At 62.7% G+C, this 15822-nt stretch carries 19 protein-coding genes and 1 pseudogene; all 20 read left to right on the top strand.

Going from position 1 to position 15822, the window contains the following annotated elements:
* Positions 1–42 precede the first annotated feature (42 nt).
* Positions 43–1232: pseudogene (locus HYN69_RS10650) on the top strand (glycine C-acetyltransferase).
* A 13-nt stretch (positions 1233–1245) separates the two neighbouring features.
* Positions 1246–2271, top strand: a complete 1026-nt coding sequence (gene tdh / locus HYN69_RS10645; RefSeq protein ID WP_108437158.1) for an L-threonine 3-dehydrogenase — start codon at positions 1246–1248, stop codon at positions 2269–2271.
* 211 nt (positions 2272–2482) lie between these two features.
* Complete coding sequence (locus HYN69_RS21730; protein ID WP_159082432.1) at positions 2483–3001, top strand: NAD(P)/FAD-dependent oxidoreductase; 519 nt, start codon at positions 2483–2485, stop codon at positions 2999–3001.
* The gene (locus tag HYN69_RS21725; RefSeq protein WP_268902881.1) at positions 2929–3405 is read left to right on the top strand and encodes an FAD-dependent oxidoreductase; all 477 of its coding nucleotides are present in this window, start codon (positions 2929–2931) and stop codon (positions 3403–3405) included. The genes HYN69_RS21730 and HYN69_RS21725 overlap by 73 nt, the downstream gene beginning before the upstream one ends.
* Positions 3406–3833: 428 nt before the next feature.
* A complete protein-coding gene (locus tag HYN69_RS10630) occupies positions 3834–4373 on the top strand; it encodes a hypothetical protein (RefSeq protein WP_159082430.1) in 540 nt (179 codons plus the stop codon).
* 177 nt (positions 4374–4550) lie between these two features.
* Entirely contained in the window at positions 4551–5723 is a 1173-nt protein-coding gene (locus tag HYN69_RS10625; protein WP_108435712.1) for a phage portal protein, read from the top strand.
* Positions 5713–6105, top strand: a complete 393-nt coding sequence (locus HYN69_RS10620; protein ID WP_108437157.1) for a hypothetical protein — start codon at positions 5713–5715, stop codon at positions 6103–6105. The genes HYN69_RS10625 and HYN69_RS10620 overlap by 11 nt, the downstream gene beginning before the upstream one ends.
* Entirely contained in the window at positions 6102–7643 is a 1542-nt protein-coding gene (locus HYN69_RS10615; RefSeq protein ID WP_108435711.1) for a phage major capsid protein, read from the top strand. Before HYN69_RS10620 ends, HYN69_RS10615 begins: the two co-directional genes overlap by 4 nt.
* A 63-nt stretch (positions 7644–7706) precedes the next feature.
* Positions 7707–8090: a hypothetical protein gene (locus HYN69_RS10610; protein ID WP_230426382.1), complete on the top strand. Its 384-nt coding sequence runs from the start codon at positions 7707–7709 to the stop codon at positions 8088–8090.
* Complete coding sequence (locus tag HYN69_RS10605; RefSeq protein WP_108435710.1) at positions 8090–8440, top strand: HNH endonuclease signature motif containing protein; 351 nt, start codon at positions 8090–8092, stop codon at positions 8438–8440. The genes HYN69_RS10610 and HYN69_RS10605 overlap by 1 nt, the downstream gene beginning before the upstream one ends.
* Before the next feature lie 5 nt (positions 8441–8445).
* Positions 8446–8925 (top strand): hypothetical protein, encoded by a 480-nt coding sequence (locus HYN69_RS10600; RefSeq protein ID WP_108435709.1) that lies wholly within the window; start codon positions 8446–8448, stop codon positions 8923–8925.
* Positions 8926–9032: 107 nt separating this feature from the next.
* Positions 9033–9332: a head-tail connector protein gene (locus tag HYN69_RS10595; RefSeq protein WP_108435708.1), complete on the top strand. Its 300-nt coding sequence runs from the start codon at positions 9033–9035 to the stop codon at positions 9330–9332.
* A 3-nt stretch (positions 9333–9335) separates the two neighbouring features.
* The gene (locus tag HYN69_RS10590; RefSeq protein WP_108435707.1) at positions 9336–9746 is read left to right on the top strand and encodes an HK97-gp10 family putative phage morphogenesis protein; all 411 of its coding nucleotides are present in this window, start codon (positions 9336–9338) and stop codon (positions 9744–9746) included.
* Complete coding sequence (locus HYN69_RS10585) at positions 9743–10153, top strand: DUF3168 domain-containing protein (RefSeq protein WP_108435706.1); 411 nt, start codon at positions 9743–9745, stop codon at positions 10151–10153. The genes HYN69_RS10590 and HYN69_RS10585 overlap by 4 nt, the downstream gene beginning before the upstream one ends.
* Positions 10150–10479 carry a head-tail adaptor protein gene (locus HYN69_RS10580; RefSeq protein ID WP_108435705.1) on the top strand — a complete coding sequence of 110 codons (330 nt, stop codon included), beginning with the start codon at positions 10150–10152 and terminating at the stop codon, positions 10477–10479. Before HYN69_RS10585 ends, HYN69_RS10580 begins: the two co-directional genes overlap by 4 nt.
* A gap of 100 nt (positions 10480–10579) precedes the next feature.
* Positions 10580–10906: a phage terminase small subunit P27 family gene (locus HYN69_RS10575; RefSeq protein WP_329608579.1), complete on the top strand. Its 327-nt coding sequence runs from the start codon at positions 10580–10582 to the stop codon at positions 10904–10906.
* Positions 10906–12513: a terminase large subunit gene (locus HYN69_RS10570; protein WP_108437155.1), complete on the top strand. Its 1608-nt coding sequence runs from the start codon at positions 10906–10908 to the stop codon at positions 12511–12513. Before HYN69_RS10575 ends, HYN69_RS10570 begins: the two co-directional genes overlap by 1 nt.
* A gap of 11 nt (positions 12514–12524) precedes the next feature.
* Positions 12525–14687, top strand: a complete 2163-nt coding sequence (locus HYN69_RS21720) for a phage tail tape measure protein (RefSeq protein ID WP_216824591.1) — start codon at positions 12525–12527, stop codon at positions 14685–14687.
* A gap of 158 nt (positions 14688–14845) precedes the next feature.
* Positions 14846–15478, top strand: coding sequence for a hypothetical protein (locus HYN69_RS10560; protein WP_159082429.1), 633 nt, complete (start codon positions 14846–14848; stop codon positions 15476–15478).
* Positions 15479–15623: 145 nt separating this feature from the next.
* Positions 15624–15818 (top strand): hypothetical protein, encoded by a 195-nt coding sequence (locus HYN69_RS10555; protein ID WP_108435703.1) that lies wholly within the window; start codon positions 15624–15626, stop codon positions 15816–15818.
* Positions 15819–15822: the final 4 nt, after the last annotated feature.

Below are 15822 nucleotides of genomic sequence, written 5' to 3'. Positions count from 1 at the left end.
CTTGGTGTGCGAGATTTCCGTAAAAGCGGAAGGAGTTCTGTCATGGCGGATAAGGCGGCGTTTCTGGAGCATATCGGCGGGGTGCTTGAGGGCATCGAGGCCGAGGGCATGTTCAAGCGCGAGCGGCTGATCGGGGGAGCGCAGGGCGTGCGCGTCTCGATGGGCGGGCGCGAGATGCTGAACCTTTGTGCCAACAATTACCTCGGCTTGGCCGATGATCCGCGTCTGGTCGCGGCTGCGGAAGCGGCTATGGCGGGGCATGGCTTCGGGATGGCATCGGTGCGCTTCATCTGCGGGACGCAGGATTTGCACCGGCAGTTGGAAAAGCGGATCGCGGGGTTTCTGGGCAAGGACGATTCCATTCTGTTCGCCGCCTGTTTCGATGCGAACGGTGGGCTTTTCGAGCCGCTGCTCGGGGCCGAGGATGCGATCATCTCGGACAGTTTGAATCACGCGTCGATCATCGACGGTGTGCGCCTGTGCAAGGCGCGGCGCTATCGCTATGCCAATTCGGACATGGCCGATCTGGAAGCGCAACTGGTTGCGGCGCGGGCTGACGGGGCGCGGTTCGTCATGATCTCGACGGATGGCGTGTTTTCGATGGACGGGTATCTGGCGAAGCTTCCCGAGATCACCGCTTTGGCGGAGCACTTTGGAGCTTTGGTTATGGTGGACGATTGCCATGCCACGGGTTTCATTGGGCCCGAGGGGCGTGGGACAGCGGCGCATTTCGGGGTGGATGTCGATATCCTGACCGGCACGTTGGGCAAGGCGCTGGGCGGTGCTTTGGGGGTTATATTGCGGGGCCGCAGGCGGTGATCGACCTGCTTCGGCAGCGGGCACGGCCTTATCTTTTCTCGAACGCTTTGCCGCCGGCAGTCGTTGGGGCGGGCTTGGCGGCACTGGATATTGTCGAGGCTGCGGATTCCCTGCGGGCGCAATTGTTCGCCAACGCCGACTATTGGCGCGCAGGCCTGCAGGATGCCGGCTTCACGCTTCTGGCAGGCGGGCATCCGATCGTGCCGGTGATGCTGGGCGATGCGAAGTTGGCGCAGGGCATGGCGCAGGAACTGGCGACGCGGGGCGTGCACGTTGCCGGGTTCTTCTTCCCGGTCGTCCCGAAGGGAGCTGCACGCATCAGGACGCAAATGAATGCGCGACTGTCATGCGATGATCTGGATTTCGGGCTGGCCGCGTTTCGCGATGCGGGCCGCACTTTGGGGGTGATATGACATGTCCAACGAGATGAAGGCGCTGGTAAAGGCCAAGGCAGAGCCGGGCTTGTGGATGGAGCGCCGCCCGGTGCCCGAAATCGGGCCAGACGATGTGCTTATAAAGATCCGCAAGACAGGGATTTGCGGGACAGATATCCATATCTGGAACTGGGACGAGTGGGCGGCAAAGACGGTGCCGGTGCCCTTGATCACCGGCCATGAATTCGCGGGCGAGATCGTTGAGATGGGCCGCAATGTGGAAGGCTTGCATATCGGCCAGCGCTGTTCCGGCGAAGGGCATCTGATCGGGCGGCAGTCGCGGCAGAGCCGTGCGGGCAAATTCCACCTCGACCCCGCCACGCGGGGGATCGGGGTGAACGAACAAGGGGCATTTGCCGAGTATCTGCGGCTTCCGGCGTTTAACGTGGTGCCTTTGCCCGACGACATCGATGACGAGATCGGGGCGATTCTCGACCCTTTGGGAAATGCCGTGCACACCGCTCTCAGCTTTGATCTGGTGGGCGAGGACGTGCTGATCACCGGCGCCGGGCCGATCGGTATAATGGCGGCCGCCGTAGCGCGTCATGTCGGTGCGCGGCACGTCGTGATTACCGACATAAATCCGGAGCGCCTTGAACTTGCCTCGCAGGTGGCGGATGTGGTGCCGGTGAACGTGGCCGAAGAGAGTTTGGCCGACGTGAAGGCACGGTTGAAGATGACCGAGGGTTTCGATGTGGGCATGGAGATGTCCGGGTCGCAGGCCGCGCTCGACCAGATGGTCGAGGCTCTGGTGATGGGCGGGCGGATCGCCATGTTGGGAATACCGCCTGGCAAATCGCCGGTCGACTGGAGCCGCATCGTGTTCAAGGCGATCACGATCAAGGGGGTCTACGGGCGCGAGATTTTCGAGACCTGGTACAAGATGATCGCCATGCTGGAGAATGGGCTGGACGTGCGGCGCGTGATCACCCATCGCTTCGGGGTGGATGATTTCGCTCGTGGCTTCGGGGTAATGCGGTCGGGCCTGTCTGGCAAGGTCGTGCTCGACTGGACCTGAGCATAGCGCGTGCAGCGCGAGCGTTCTTTTCCTTTTGCGCACCCTTCGGCGCACAAAAGGGCTGACGGGTCGTCTCGCTCCCACGTGCCGCAGTTTCCGCGTCCATTCCCCCCGAGGATATTTGAGCGGGTGTAAAAGCAGCGCGCGTCGGATCCGCTTGCTTCCGGGGAACGGGGTGGAGGCGGGCTGGTTTCCTTCCCTTGCAGACAGCATGGGAGGGCGGGAAGTGGCCGAGGTCGATGTGGTGGTGGTGGGCGCGGGGCCGGCGGGGTTGACGGCAGCAATCTATCTGGCGCGGTTCCGGCGGCGCGTGCTGGTTGTCGATGCGGGCGAGAGCAGGGCGCGGCTGATCCCGCGCTCTCACAACCATCCGGCATTTCCCGACGGAATCCGTGGGGTCGAATTGCTGGACCGCATGCACGCACAGTTTGCCGCTTACGGGCGCAAACCGCTTCGCTCGGTGGTCGGGCGGGTAGTCCCTTTGGGCGGTACGTTTCGCGTCGAGACTGATCGAGGCGTGGTCGAGGCGCAGGCCGTGATACTTGCAGGCGGGGTGCGCGACAGGCTTGCACCGGTTCAGGGGCCGAGGCGCTGGTGCAGGCAGGTGTGCTGCGGCAATGCCCTGTTTGTGACGGCTACGAGGCGCAAGGCAAGCGCATCGCGGTCATCGGTGCCTTGCCTGGTACAGCGGGCGAGGCGCTGTTTTTGCGCAGCTATAGTGGCGACGTGACCGTGGTCACGCTGGGGGCGCAGCTTTCCGTGGAAAACACAACGCGGGAGCAACTGTCCGGATGGTCGATCCCTGTGGTCGAAACGCCGGTGACGGCGGTGGACGCGGGGGTTGGCCACGGTGTCACTGTGCGGTTTGAAGGAGGTGGCGAGACGTCTTTCGATATGGCCTATTCGGCGATGGGGGTGGATGTGCGTCTGCCCGAAGTTGCAGGGCTGACGGTGACGTCCGACGGGCGCGTGGTGACGGGCGAGGGGCAGGAAACCTCGATCCGCGGGCTGTTCGCTGCGGGCGATTCCGTAACGGGTTTGAACCAGATCGGCGTGGCGATGGCGCAGGGCGAGGTTGCGGCTGTGGCGATCCACAACCGGTTGCGCGTGGCCGAGGGGCTGGCTGCCTATTGAGCGGAAAGTGCGGCCAGGTGGCGGCAAGGGCTTGCACCGCGCCACCGGGTCGTATAGTCGGACAACGCTCTTGGCGGGTTGGCGGAGAGGTTACGCAGCGGATTGCAAAGGCGTGCAATAGCGTAAAACAATCAACCGCTTTACCTAAAAAACCGTATCAGGACAAACCGGGCACAATCCGGCAACATGATACAGCCATTCCGCCCCGTTTTAGCGGGGTGTGAGGGGTGGCAAAAGTAATTCCCTTTCATGGCGCGGCCCCCGATGGGTGGTCGCGTGAGCGATGGGCTTGGATAAAATCCCTGACCAAAGACCCGCGCCTTTCGCCGCTTGCGAAACTATTGGCGCACGTCATGACCGAACAATTCGCGGCGCGTGGCGTGCCCGAATGTTCCCCCGGCCTCGAGAAGCTTTGCGAGGCGGTTTCAATGAAACGCACGGCGGTTGTGGATGCCGTGGCGGAGCTGGTCAACGCCGGATGGCTCGAGCGCGGCGGCGGCAATGCCCCCGGACGGCGGGCGGTGTATCGCTTCAAGTCGGGCGAACAGTGCCGCGACGGCGGTAGTGAACAGTGCCGCGACGGCGGTAGTGAACAGTGCCGCCAAAACGAACAGTCAATGCCGCAGGCGCGGCACTGTGAGGAAATCCCCCCTGCACCCCCCTATAAGGATCAACCAAATATGAACCAAAGGCCCGCCCCCCGCTTTGCGACGAAAATCATCGTGCCGAATGCTGGACGCCCGACGCAGGTTTGTCAGGTGGTCGAGCCGGGGGGCGATGCGGCGGCGGCGTGGGATGCTTGGCTCAGGGCGAACGGGTTTGCCGGGGTCGAGGCGATCGGGCGGCGGATCAAATCCGGGCAGCTCGAGGGGTGGGATTTCCCGACGCGGTGGCCACCTTCGGCCTCGGATGAGACTGGCACCCGGATTGCAAAGCGGTTCGCTGAATGGCTGAGGGCGATTGCTTAGAACCAAGAAAGGGGGTAGCGCCGCGCTATCATATTAAAATGGTAGCGCGGTGATATTAAAATGGTAGTAAAACGATAGCGCAATGATATTACGGCGGCGGAAATTAAGCCAAAAAACCGCCGGTTATTAAAAATAGGTCTTGCCAAATCGGTCGGCGTTAGTGCTGAAAATGGCGCTATGGCAAAGCAATCAATCCTAAGTCGTTTTTTCGGTCGGGGCGTCCAGCTCGAGGCAAAGGGCCTTGCGGACCCCTACCCGACTTTTTCCGCCTTGTTTGGCCTCGAGGTCACGGCAAGCGGTGCTGCGGTTTCCGCTGATGCGGCCCTGAGGGTTCCGGCTGTAGGGTCTGCCCTTCGGGTCATTTCTGAGGCGGTGGCCTGTCTCGATCGGGATTGTTCTGGACCTGCGGCGGCGGTTCTCGAGAAGGGCAAGGCGGCGAACGGCTGGACAAGCTCGTTTGAGATGGTGCGGGATTTGGTGATTGATGCCTTGACCGACGATAACGGCGGGCTTGCCTACATCACCCGAAAGCCGAACGGCGAACCCCTCGAGCTGGTCCGGTATCGGTCCGGGGCTTGGCTGGTGGATTACGACACGTTCACGGGTGAACCGTCTTACCGGCTTGGGGCGAACATGCGGGTTCCGGCGCGGGACGTGGTGCATCTTCGCGCCCCGTTCGGTCGCGCCCCGTTGTCGCTTTACCGGGAGGCGATCGGCGTTGCCCTGATGCTCGAGCAACACGCGGCGCGGTTGTTCCAAAGCGCGGCACGTCCGGGCGGCGTGCTGATGTTCCCGAAGGGGATGGGCGAGGAAAGCGTTAAGAAGGCGCGGGCGGGCTGGAAGGCAACCCACGAGGACGCGGGCGCGGGCGGGCGAACGGCGATCTTGTATGACGGGGCAGAGTTCAAGCCCCTGTCGTTTTCGTCAACCGATGCGCAATTCCTCGAAAACCGCAAATTCCAAATCCAAGAGGTTTCGCGGGCATTCCGGGTGCCGCCGTCCATGCTTTTCGAGCTGGACCGGGCAACGTGGGGCAACACGGAACAGATGGGGCAAGAGTTCTTGGTCTATTGCCTCGAGCCTTGGCTTGAAGCCCTCGAGGGTGCCTTTGCCAAGTGCGGCTTGATGGTGAAATTCGATCGGGACGACATGACGCGGGCCGATCTGGCAACCCGCGCCACGACGATTGCAAGCCTTGTCGCGGCCAAGGTTCTGAACCGCAATGAGGGGCGGGCTTGGCTCAATATGGCCCCTGTCGCGGGCGGCGACGTTTTTGAAAACCCGAATATCAACACGGATCAAGCCCCGGCCCCTGCGGCGGCGGATGATGGGGGCGAGGATGCAGCTTAACCAAATTCTCGGGAATGCTGAGGACCAAGAGCGCGGCGCGTGGCTCGAGCTGCGGCACCCGGTGAGCGGTAAGCGGACCGGGATCAAGCTTTTGATTGTCGGGCCGGATAGCGCCACGCAATCGGCGGGGCGTCTGGCGATGGCCGATGAGCTGGCGCGGGCGACCGATGATGAGGGCCGGGTGAGCGCAGAGGCGCGGGACAAGGTTCGGGTTCGAGCTTTGGCCCGGTGCGTCAAGGCTTGGGAAATCCTCGAGGATGGGGAGCCGGTGCCCTTCAAGTTTGAAAACGTGGTCCGGGTGATCCGGGCGGCGGCATGGCTGCAAGCGCAGGTGGACGCCTTCGCGGGCGATCGGCGCAATTTCATGGAGGCGGGCGAATGATCGAGCGCAAGGAAGCCGGGGCCGATCGGCTGAGTTTCAAGGCGGCTTTGGCGGTGGATGAGGCGGGCACGGTTACGGGCCTTGCCTCGATCTTCGGCACCCCCGACCGGGGCGGCGACATTGTGCATAAGGGGGCCTTTGCCGGTGCCTCGGTGCCCCTGCCCATGCTGGCAAGTCATGACCCGGCGGACGTGGTGGGCGTGTGGGATGAGCTGGCAGAAACCTCGGAAGGCTTGGCCGTGAAGGGGCGCTTGCTGGTGGGTGACGTGGTGCGGGCCTCTGAGGTCCGGGCGCTGATCTTGGCCGGGGCAATGCCCGGTTTGTCCATTGGCTACGTTGCCACAAAGAAGGCCCCTCGATCGGGCGGCGGGCGCGATCTTTTCAAGGTCGAGCTGGTCGAGGTCTCAATTGTCGCGGTGCCCATGCACCCCGGCGCGAAAGTTACCTCTGTAAAAGCCCAAGCGGGCGGGAAGGACGGAAAACCGATGGAAGCTGAGGAAATCGAAACCAAGATTGCAGCGGCGGTGGCGGCGGCGGTTGCCCCCTATGTCGCACAGGTGGCGCAGCTCGAGGCAAAGGCCCTGCGGCCCGCGATCGAGGGCGGAACGGTCGAGCCGACCCCGGAGCGCAAAGCGTTTGCCGCCTATTTGCAGCGCGGAGATCTGGCCCCGGAAACCGAACGCAAGTTGCTTTCCCTGTCGAGCGACCCGAACGGCGGCTATCTGGCCCCGGCTGAATTTTCGTCGGAAGTTATCAAGGATATCGTCGAGATTTCGCCGATCCGTTCATTGGCCTCGGTCAAGGGCACCAATGCGCCCTCGGTGATCTACCCGACCCGCAAGCCGATGGGCAACGCGACGTGGGATGATGAGACCACGCCGGAGCCGGAAACGACCACGACCAACATTTTCGGGCAGCTCGAAATCATCGGCAAAGGTATGTCAACCTTTGTCGATATCCCGAACGTCATGCTTCAGGATGCCCCGATGGTCGAGGCGGAGGTTCGGGAAGCGGCGGCGGAAGATTTCGAGAAAAAGGAAACGCTGGCCTTTATCAAGGGCGATGGCGTGATGCAGCCCGAAGGGTTGATGGTCAACGCGGATATCCCGCAATACCTGAACGGTCACGCGACCGTTTTGCAGTCGGACAGCCTCATCAAGATGCTGTATTCCATCCCGCCGTCCTATCGCAGCAAGGGCGCTTGGGCGATGAACGGCACCACGCTCGGCCTCTTGCGGACCGTCAAGGATGGGCAGGGCAATTACATCTGGCGTCCCGGCCTGACCGAAGGGCAACCCGAAACGATCCTTGGCCGTCCCGTCGCCGAAATCATCGATATGGATGATGTGGCGGCCAACGCCTTCCCGATCCTTTACGGCGATTTCAGCGGCTATCGGATCATCGACCGGCTGGCCCTGTCGGTTCTGGTGGACCCCTACAGCCAAGCGACCTTGAAGCGCACCCGCTACCATATGGGGCGGCGTGTCGGGGGGCGCGTGCTGCAAGCGATCAAGTTCAAAAAGCTCAAGATGGCCTAAGGCCCGTGGCAGGGGCGTTCGCGCCCTGCCTTTCCCCCTTTGCTTTGAAAGGAGCAACCCACGATGGCAATGCGTGATCTTTATTCGAGCGTGGCAACCCGCCTTGCTCTTGCCCCGGCCTCTTTGGCGGCAACGACCAACGGCCTTTCGGTCGATCTTTTCGGCATGAAATCGGCGGCGGTGTTTGTGGCGGTTGGCGCAATTACCGGCGCGGCGGCGTTTTCGGTCAAGCTGCAAGAAAGCTCGGACAATTCGACGTGGACCGATGTTCCGGCGGCTTTCGTCCAGTCGGACGCCCCGGCGGTGCTGGCTGCGAGCTTCTCTTACCGGCTCGGCTATATCGGCGGCAAACGCTACATTCGCCCCGTCTTTACGCTTGCCTCTGGCACCTCGGCCATTATCGGCGCGGTGGCGGTGGTCGAGCCGACCGTTCGGCCCGTGCCCTGATGCCTAGCCGCGCCCCCCGCCTTTGTGATTGCGGCCTGACCGTGCCCTTTGGGGAGCGGTGCGGCTGCAAGGCGGCGGGGGATGCGGACAGGAAGGCGCGGCACGATCGGAAGCGGCCTAGCTCGAGCCAGCGCGGATATACCGGGGCTTGGGATAAGGCCAAGAAAGGCTTTCTCGATCGGCACCCGTGGTGCCGGTTCTGCGGCAAGGCGGCAACGCTGGTCGATCATATCAAACCGCACAAGCGCGACCCGGTTTTGTTCTGGGATAAGAGCAATTGGCAACCCTTGTGCATCACCTGTCATAGCAGCTCGAAACAGATGATCGAGCGGCGCGAGAGCAAGAGGTAAGGCGCATGGCGTTCTATTCGATCAAGGGCAGCAAATGGAGCATTGGCGGTGCTTTGGCTATGAAGTCTGCGGACTTCGTGTCGGGTGACTTCACGTCGCAAACGTGGGTCGAAATCAAAGAGCCGGAAGTTATGGGCGCGATCGGCGACACGTTCGCAGAGCTGGCATTCGACAACGTGACCGATGGCCGAACCAAGGTTGCGAAGGGTAACCGCAAGGCGGGCGCGATCGAGCTGACATTTGCCCTCGATCCGACCGACCCGGGGCAGCTTGCCTTGCGTGCGGCCTTCCTGTCCGAGAGTGACTTTGCCTTCAAGATCGAGCTTGCCGACAAGCCGACTGCGGGCGCGGCCCCGAAGAACAGCACTCGAATGTTTATCGCAAAGGTTATGGCCTGCAACGATACGACCGATGGGATTGGCAAGCTGGTTGCGACCCTGCAACCGAACAGCAACCTCGTTGTGACGCACGCAAGCCCGACCTGATCCGGCGGCGATCTAACCGGGGGGGGTGGTTCCAAACTTTGGCACCCCCTCGGGGACCGGCGCGGGGTGGAGCGCGCATTATTTGCGGTAAATAGGGATTTTCGGGCATGACGGCACCAACCTTAGCGGGCTTGCAAGACCACCTTTCGTTTACCGACGACATGGCGGGTTATGATGTGGCCTTGCTCGAGCAGATGCTTGGGGCGGCGACGGCAACAATCGAGCGGCGGCTTGGCTTCGCCGTCGCGGTCCAGTTTCCCGCCGGGTGGCCTGATCCTCTGTTGCTGGCCGTCAATATGCTTGCCGCCCATTGGTATGAAAACCGGGAAGTGACCGGCGCGGAAGCGCGGGAAATCCCGTTCGGCGTGGCCGATATCATTTCAGATTTCCGGGATTGGAGTTTCTAAGCCATGAGTGACGGCGGGCTTTCCTCGTTTCAGCGCCGGTTGCGGGCCTTGCCGCAAGCCGTGGTGCAAGCGGCTGGCCCTGCATTGGTCGCGGCGGCTGACGATATCGCGGACATAATGCGCGGACTTGCCCCGGTGGATGAGGGCGACATGCGCACAAGCATCGCCGTTACTGGTCCGGGTGAGCTGACCCCGGCCTATAGTCAACCCGGCGGCGAGGCTCTTGTGGGGCCGACGCAAGCGGCAATCACGGTCGGAAATACCAACGTTCGCTATCCGCATCTGGTGGAATACGGCACCACGCACGCCCCGGCGCAACCGTTCTTTTGGCCGGGGTTTCGGTTCGGGCGCACCAAGGCCCTTGCCAAGATCAAGCGCGGGATCGGCAAAGCCGTTCGGGGGTCCAAGAAATGACGGCGGAAATTGCAACCTTGGCGGCGGTCCGGGCGGCGCTGGTGGCCTCGAGCGAGGTTCTTTCCTTCGTGCCTGCGGCCTCGGTTATCAACGGCGGGCCGGTGCCGGTTCCCATGCCGTCAATCATTATCGGCGAGGGCGAATTGATCGACGCGGGCGCGGTGGTTCGGTCGCAATTCACGGTTGCCCATACCCTGCACCTATGGCGGCGGGAGGAAAGTCTAGCGGGCGTGCGCACGCTGGCAGGTGCCGTGCGGCGTGCCCTGTCTGCGCGGTTGCCCCTTGCGGCGGGCCTGATCTGCGGCGGGTGCAGGGTAAGCGCGGTGCGTTTCATGCGCAGCCCGGACGGCAAAGCGGCGCACGGGGTGCTTGTGGTGGAGCTGATGGTTACGGAGCCGGGGCAATGAGGGCGGGCAAGATGGTTCACCCGTTGGCCGTGCTGCGCTGGCAACCGTCCGGGGTTGATGCGAACGGCACGCAGCAAGGGACGTGGCCGACGCTGGCAACGCTGCGGGCGGAGCTGGTGCAGGAAGGGCAGGAAGCGGGGGCGGGGCAAACCGGGCTGACACAAGAGGCGGGCTTAACCGTCCGGGTCCGGGCGGCGGTCGATATCACGGCGGCGGACCGGGTGACGTTCCGGGGCAAAACTTACTCTGTCGATCGGGTCGAGGTGATCGGGCGGCGGCGCGGCCTCGAGCTGGTCTTGTCCGATCAACTGGACGGGGGCACCTGATGCGCGGGACAAAGCCGCATATCGCCATTGAGCGAGAGCCTTTGGAAAACATGCCCCGCCGGATTGGTTCACGGCGGACGCGGCGGCGGAATGGTTGCGGGTGGTGCCGATCTTGGCGCGGCGGAAAATCCTGACAACCGCCGATCTTGGCAGCTTGGAAAATTACTGCATGGCGGTCGGGCAGGCGCGGGAAATGGAGCGCCAAATTCAAAAGCTCGGGGCGGTCATGATGGTCTATGCGATCGACAAAGAGGGCGAAAGCCGGGTGATCGGCCTGCGCAAAAACCCGGCGGTTTCCGTCCAGTCGGACGCGATCACACGGGCGCGGCTCTTGGCGGCGGAGCTTGGTTGCACCCCGGTTTCGCGGTCGCGGCCAACGGTCGATGAGGATGATGAGGACGATGGGCTTTTTGGGTGGGGCGGCTGATGCTGGTTCCTGATTGGATCAATGATGCCTCGAGCATTGCGGACCCGTTCGGCTATGGGGAGCGGGCGGTTAAGTTCTTGCGGGCGCTGCGGCACCCGAAAAACCCGGCCCCCGGCAACCCGTTCCAGTTGGACCCGTGGCAAGAGAATATTATTCGGGCGATCTATGGCCCGCGCCATGAGGACGGAACCCGGATTGTTCGGCGCGTGGTTATCAACGTTCCCCGTGGCAACCGCAAAACGAGCCTTTGCGCGGCAATCAACCTCTTGCACCTGATCGGGCCGGAACGTCTGCCCGGTGGCCTGATTATTTCGGCGGCGTCTGCGCATGAACAGGCAATGGAGCTTTTTCAAGAAACGGCGATGATCGTCCAGTTCGATCGGCGGCTTGCCAAAAAGTTGCAGGTTCGGGAATACGTTTCTCGGATTGCCTATAACGAGTTGAAAACCCGTTACATCGCCGTGGCGGCTGAGGGCAACGCAACCCACGGCAAGACCCCGAATGTCGTTATTGCCGATGAGCTGCACGCATGGGCCGGGGCAAAGGGCCTGCGCATGTGGGAGGCGCTAGACAGTGCGCTAGTCAAGGTCAAAGGAACCTTGATGATTGTGGCGACAACCTCGGGGCGCGGCCAAGAAAACCTTGCATGGCAAACGATTGACTACGCGATCAAGGTCCAGAAAGGCCAGATACACGACCCGGCGACCCTGCCTGTAATTTTCATGCTCGAGCCTGAGGACGATTGGCAGGATGAGCGGCTTTGGTCGGAGGTTAACCCCGGCATGGCGCACGGCTACCCGGATATAACGGGTTTCCGGGATAAGGCCCGCAAGGCGGAGTTTTCCCCGTTCGAGCGTGACGGCTTCCTGCAATTCAACCTTAACCGATGGCTTGACAGTTCCACGTCGCCGTTTGTCGAAATGCACGTTTACGATGAGGGCGCGGCGGAAGTCGATCTTGACGATTTGGAAATGAGCCAAGAGCCGTGTTGGCTTGGGGTCGATCTTTCCAAAAATGAGGATTTGACGGTGATTGTTGCGGCGTGGCGCGACGGTCACGGCGGCTTTATCGTGCATCCGTTCTTTTTCTGTCCCGCCGATGCCCTGCGCAAGCGCGGCGAATTGCACGGGGTCGATTATGTGAGCTGGGCGGAGGATGGTTTTATTACCGCGACCCCCGGAAACACGGTCGATTTGCAAGCCGTTGAAGATCAAATCAGGGAGCTTTGCGCCCGGTTCGCGGTTCAAGAGGTCGCATTCGACCCGACCTTTGGCCGGGTGATGATGGCGAACCTTAACGCGGACGGAATACCGGCGGTCGAGTTTCGGCAAGGTTGGGCAAGCATGGCCCCGGCGGTCAAAGAGCTGGAACGGGCGGTGATTTCCGGCGGGCTGCGGCATGGCGGGCACCCGGTGTTGCGCTGGAATTTTGAAAACGTGCAAGTCGAAACCGACCGGGCGGGCAACCGCATGATGCACAAGGGCCGGTCGGGAAACAAAATCGACGGCGCGGTTGCAACGGCAATGGCGGTGGCGCGGGCGGCGGCGGGCGGTGAGCGGTTCACCACCTCGGCGACGTGGTTTGAGGATGACTTCTTTACGGTCTGAGGGGTGACAGAATGTCGGAAGGCGCGGGGGCCGATGAGCGACTGGTTGTCATGCTCGAGGCTCGGATTGCAGAATTTGAAAAGCGGATGCAGCAAGCCGAAAGGCGCGGCACCCGGACTTATACCGGCCTGCGCAACAGCTCGAGCCGCGCAACCCGTGAAATGGAGCGGGACGCGGCGCGGGCGGCGGCGTCCGTCAATCAATCGATGGCCTCGATATCCGGGCGTATCGGTGCATTCGGGCAAGCGTTCGTCGGTGGCCTTATCGCGGGCGGGCTTGCGGCGACCCTAAGTCAAATCGGTTCGGCGGCGGCAACGGCGGTCAAGCAAATGGCCGATTTGGTCGACGTGGCGGACGCGGTGGCAATGTCTACCGATGATTTCCAAGGGCTTGTGCAGGGTATGGGCTTGGCCGGCGTGGCGACCGAAGAAGCCGAAAGCGGCCTGAAAAACTTTGTCGATCGGCTTGGGGATGCGCAAAAGGGCAGCGGTGCGCTTTACGAGGTCTTGAAGCGCAACAATATCGCGCTGACCGATCAAGCCGGGAACCTGCGGCCAACGGTGGATTTGCTGCGGGATTTCGCGGGGCTGGTGAAGGATGCCCCGGACCAAGCGGCCCGGATGGCCCTGACAACCGATGCTTTCGGGAAGGCGGGCAAAAACATGACCCTGGCCTTTGCCGATGGGGCGGAAGGTTTGGACGCAATGAAGCAAGCCGCGATCGAGGGCGGCTATGTGATCGAGGAAGATTTGCTTCGTCGGGCGGCGGAGCTTGACGATAAATTTGACATGCTGGCAACCCGGCTCGGCAACGTCTTTAAGGTCGGGGTGGTCGAGGCGGCAACCTTCTTTGGGCTTGTCGATCGAGAGGCGCGGGCGGCGGCGGAATTTGTGCCGGACCAAGCGGCGCGGGTGATCGGCGAAGAATTGACGGCGCAGCTTGCGGCTTTGGAGGATGTGCAGGAAGGAACAAAGGTCCAGCTCGAAAGCCTGATTGCCGAATACCAAGCTCTAGGAGCTGAGGCGCGGCTCTTGGTTCCGGCCTTGGCTGAGGGCGCAACAATGATGCGCGGCCTTGGCAATGAGGCGGCGGCGGTGGTGCTGACTGACCTTGCGGCGGAAATGTCGGACGCGGCGCAAGCCTTCGCGGATGGCAAGATCACGGGCGAGGAATACGCGGCCAAGCTCGAGCGCATTGCAACCGAAACCGGCGACGCGATTTCCAAAATGAGCGAGCTTGACCAAGCCCGCCTTGCGGGCGTGTCCGGGGCGGTGTCCGGGTTGCTCGATTGGATCAAGCAAATACCGGCGGCGGCGCAAGAGGCGGCGGCGGAAATCCGAACGATCGAGGGTTTGGGAACCGGCCCCGCTTTCGAGAGCGGGGGGCGCGGTTCTGCACCCCCGGCAATCGTGGTGCAGGAAGCGGGGCCTAATACCCCCCGGCCCCGGCGTGCCCCGTCTGACATTGACGCGGGCTTGCCAGATACCCCCAAGCGTTCCGGCGGTGGTGGGGGCGGCGATAACACGTCTAGCCGCGTGGCGGCTCTTGTGGCCGATCTGGAGACCGAACGCGAATTGCTTTCCGCTTGGTATGAGGAAAGCCAAGCCCTTTTGACGCAAGCGACCGACAAACAGCTAGAGGCGATCGGCGGGCGGCATGAGGCTTTGGAGCGCCTCGAGGTTGAACACCAAGAGCGTTTGCGGGCGATCCGATCGAATGGGGATGAGGGGGCGCTTGCCAATGCCGAAAGCTTTTTCGGGTCTATGGCGACCCTAACGGCTGCGGGCGGGAATAAGATGGTGAAAGCCACGCAAATCTTTGGCGCGGCGGAAGCCCTTATCAATACCTATCGGGCGCAAGCCCAAGTGCTTGCTGACCCCTCGGTTCCCTTCTTTGGCAAATTCGCGGCGGCGGCGGCGATCGGCGCGGCGGGCTTTCGCATGGTCGCGGCGATCAAGGGCGGCGGCGGTGGCGGCGGCGGCGGGTCCGGCGGCGGGCGTGGGTCCAGCTCGGGCGGGTCCAGCTCGAGCCAAAGCGAGGCGGCACCCTTGCGGGCGCGGCTCGAGGGGATCGACCCGGCCAAGCTTTACGAGGGCGGCGCTTTGCTCGAGCTGGTGACGGCTATTCAAAAAGAGGCGGGCAACCGGGGCATTGTTTGGGAGACGGGGCGATGATTACTTGCTTGTCCGGGGCGGTCGATACGGCAAACCCCGCGGTGCTTTGGAGCAATGCCCTAGGCCGGGGCACGCTGGTTGCGTCTACAGCGGCGGCGGACGGTGCGGCCGCAAATGCGCTTGGCCCCCAAACCTACGACTTTTGGACGCCAACCGCGATGCCTGCGACCTTGACCGCTACGCTACCTGCGGCGGAGCTGGTCGATTGTTTCGCCATTGCCGCGCATAACCTCGGGACCAAGGCGGCGACGGTAACGCTTGCCTATTCGGTCGATCTGGTCGCGGCCTATATCGATGTGGCAACCCTGACCCCGACCGACGACGATGCGCAAATGCTGGTTTTCCCGGCGGTGTCGGCGCGGCGTTTGCGGCTGACTGTTGCCGGGGCAAGTATCCCCTCGATCGGGATTGCCTCGATCGGAAAGCGGCTGGTTTTCCCCGGCGGGATACAGCCCGGATACGTTCCATTCGATCGAGCGCGGCGGGTGCAGCTCTTGGGCGGTTCGACCTTGGGCGGGCATTTCCTCGGCAACCGGGTAACGCGGCGCGGCGCGGATATGTCGGTGAAATTTACTGTCCTGCCCCGGACTTGGGCCGATGCTGACCTAGTGCCCTTCAACGCGCATTATGACGCGGGCGGCGCATTCTTCTTTGCCGGTTCGCCTTCCTTCTTGCCGCAAGATTGCGCCTATGCGTGGCGGTCTGTGGATGCGGGCGAAATGCGCCCCGCCCTGCAAGCGGGCGGCAAGTGGGTTGACGTAGGGATGGAGCTTGCCGCCTATGCCGCGTGAACCTGTCACAGTCGTTGAAATCGATGTTGACGGGTGCGCCCTGACATTCGGCATTGCGCCATGCACGGCTGTCTTAAACGCTGGACGCCCAAACAAATGTCACAACACCTTTGCAACCTGCGGCGCTAAGGCGGCATTTTCTCGGGTGCCCTTGACCCTGCGCTTTGCCGATCCGCGCCCCGGTTTGCCCAAGGGGGCGACGATCTTTCCGGCCCTCGAGCGCGTCACGACCTTTAGCCAAACCGTCAACATTGCGGGGGCCGATGATAGCCTAGGCCCCTCGGGCGGCGCGGAACGGTCACGGTCGAGCTGCGGGATTTCCCCTATCACGATCGGCTAACCGA

This window comes from Gemmobacter aquarius (assembly GCF_003060865.1).
Taxonomy (GTDB): Bacteria; Pseudomonadota; Alphaproteobacteria; order Rhodobacterales; family Rhodobacteraceae; genus Paragemmobacter; species Paragemmobacter aquarius.
Note: the sequence above shows the minus strand (reverse complement) of the source record. Positions and strands in the feature narration are given on the sequence as shown.

Excerpts from the sequence above, each read along its gene's own strand:
- tdh (WP_108437158.1), top strand. The coding sequence starts at position 1,246 with ATGAAGGCGCTGGTAAAGGCCAAGGCAGAGCCGGGCTTGTGGATGGAG.
- HYN69_RS21730 (WP_159082432.1), top strand. The coding sequence starts at position 2,483 with ATGGGAGGGCGGGAAGTGGCCGAGGTCGATGTGGTGGTGGTGGGCGCG.
- HYN69_RS10630 (WP_159082430.1), top strand. The coding sequence starts at position 3,834 with ATGAAACGCACGGCGGTTGTGGATGCCGTGGCGGAGCTGGTCAACGCC.
- HYN69_RS10625 (WP_108435712.1), top strand. The coding sequence starts at position 4,551 with ATGGCAAAGCAATCAATCCTAAGTCGTTTTTTCGGTCGGGGCGTCCAG.
- HYN69_RS10620 (WP_108437157.1), top strand. The coding sequence starts at position 5,713 with ATGCAGCTTAACCAAATTCTCGGGAATGCTGAGGACCAAGAGCGCGGC.
- HYN69_RS10615 (WP_108435711.1), top strand. The coding sequence starts at position 6,102 with ATGATCGAGCGCAAGGAAGCCGGGGCCGATCGGCTGAGTTTCAAGGCG.
- HYN69_RS10610 (WP_230426382.1), top strand. The coding sequence starts at position 7,707 with ATGGCAATGCGTGATCTTTATTCGAGCGTGGCAACCCGCCTTGCTCTT.
- HYN69_RS10605 (WP_108435710.1), top strand. The coding sequence starts at position 8,090 with ATGCCTAGCCGCGCCCCCCGCCTTTGTGATTGCGGCCTGACCGTGCCC.
- HYN69_RS10600 (WP_108435709.1), top strand. The coding sequence starts at position 8,446 with ATGGCGTTCTATTCGATCAAGGGCAGCAAATGGAGCATTGGCGGTGCT.
- HYN69_RS10595 (WP_108435708.1), top strand. The coding sequence starts at position 9,033 with ATGACGGCACCAACCTTAGCGGGCTTGCAAGACCACCTTTCGTTTACC.
- HYN69_RS10590 (WP_108435707.1), top strand. The coding sequence starts at position 9,336 with ATGAGTGACGGCGGGCTTTCCTCGTTTCAGCGCCGGTTGCGGGCCTTG.
- HYN69_RS10585 (WP_108435706.1), top strand. The coding sequence starts at position 9,743 with ATGACGGCGGAAATTGCAACCTTGGCGGCGGTCCGGGCGGCGCTGGTG.
- HYN69_RS10580 (WP_108435705.1), top strand. The coding sequence starts at position 10,150 with ATGAGGGCGGGCAAGATGGTTCACCCGTTGGCCGTGCTGCGCTGGCAA.
- HYN69_RS10570 (WP_108437155.1), top strand. The coding sequence starts at position 10,906 with ATGCTGGTTCCTGATTGGATCAATGATGCCTCGAGCATTGCGGACCCG.
- HYN69_RS21720 (WP_216824591.1), top strand. The coding sequence starts at position 12,525 with ATGTCGGAAGGCGCGGGGGCCGATGAGCGACTGGTTGTCATGCTCGAG.
- HYN69_RS10560 (WP_159082429.1), top strand. The coding sequence starts at position 14,846 with ATGCCTGCGACCTTGACCGCTACGCTACCTGCGGCGGAGCTGGTCGAT.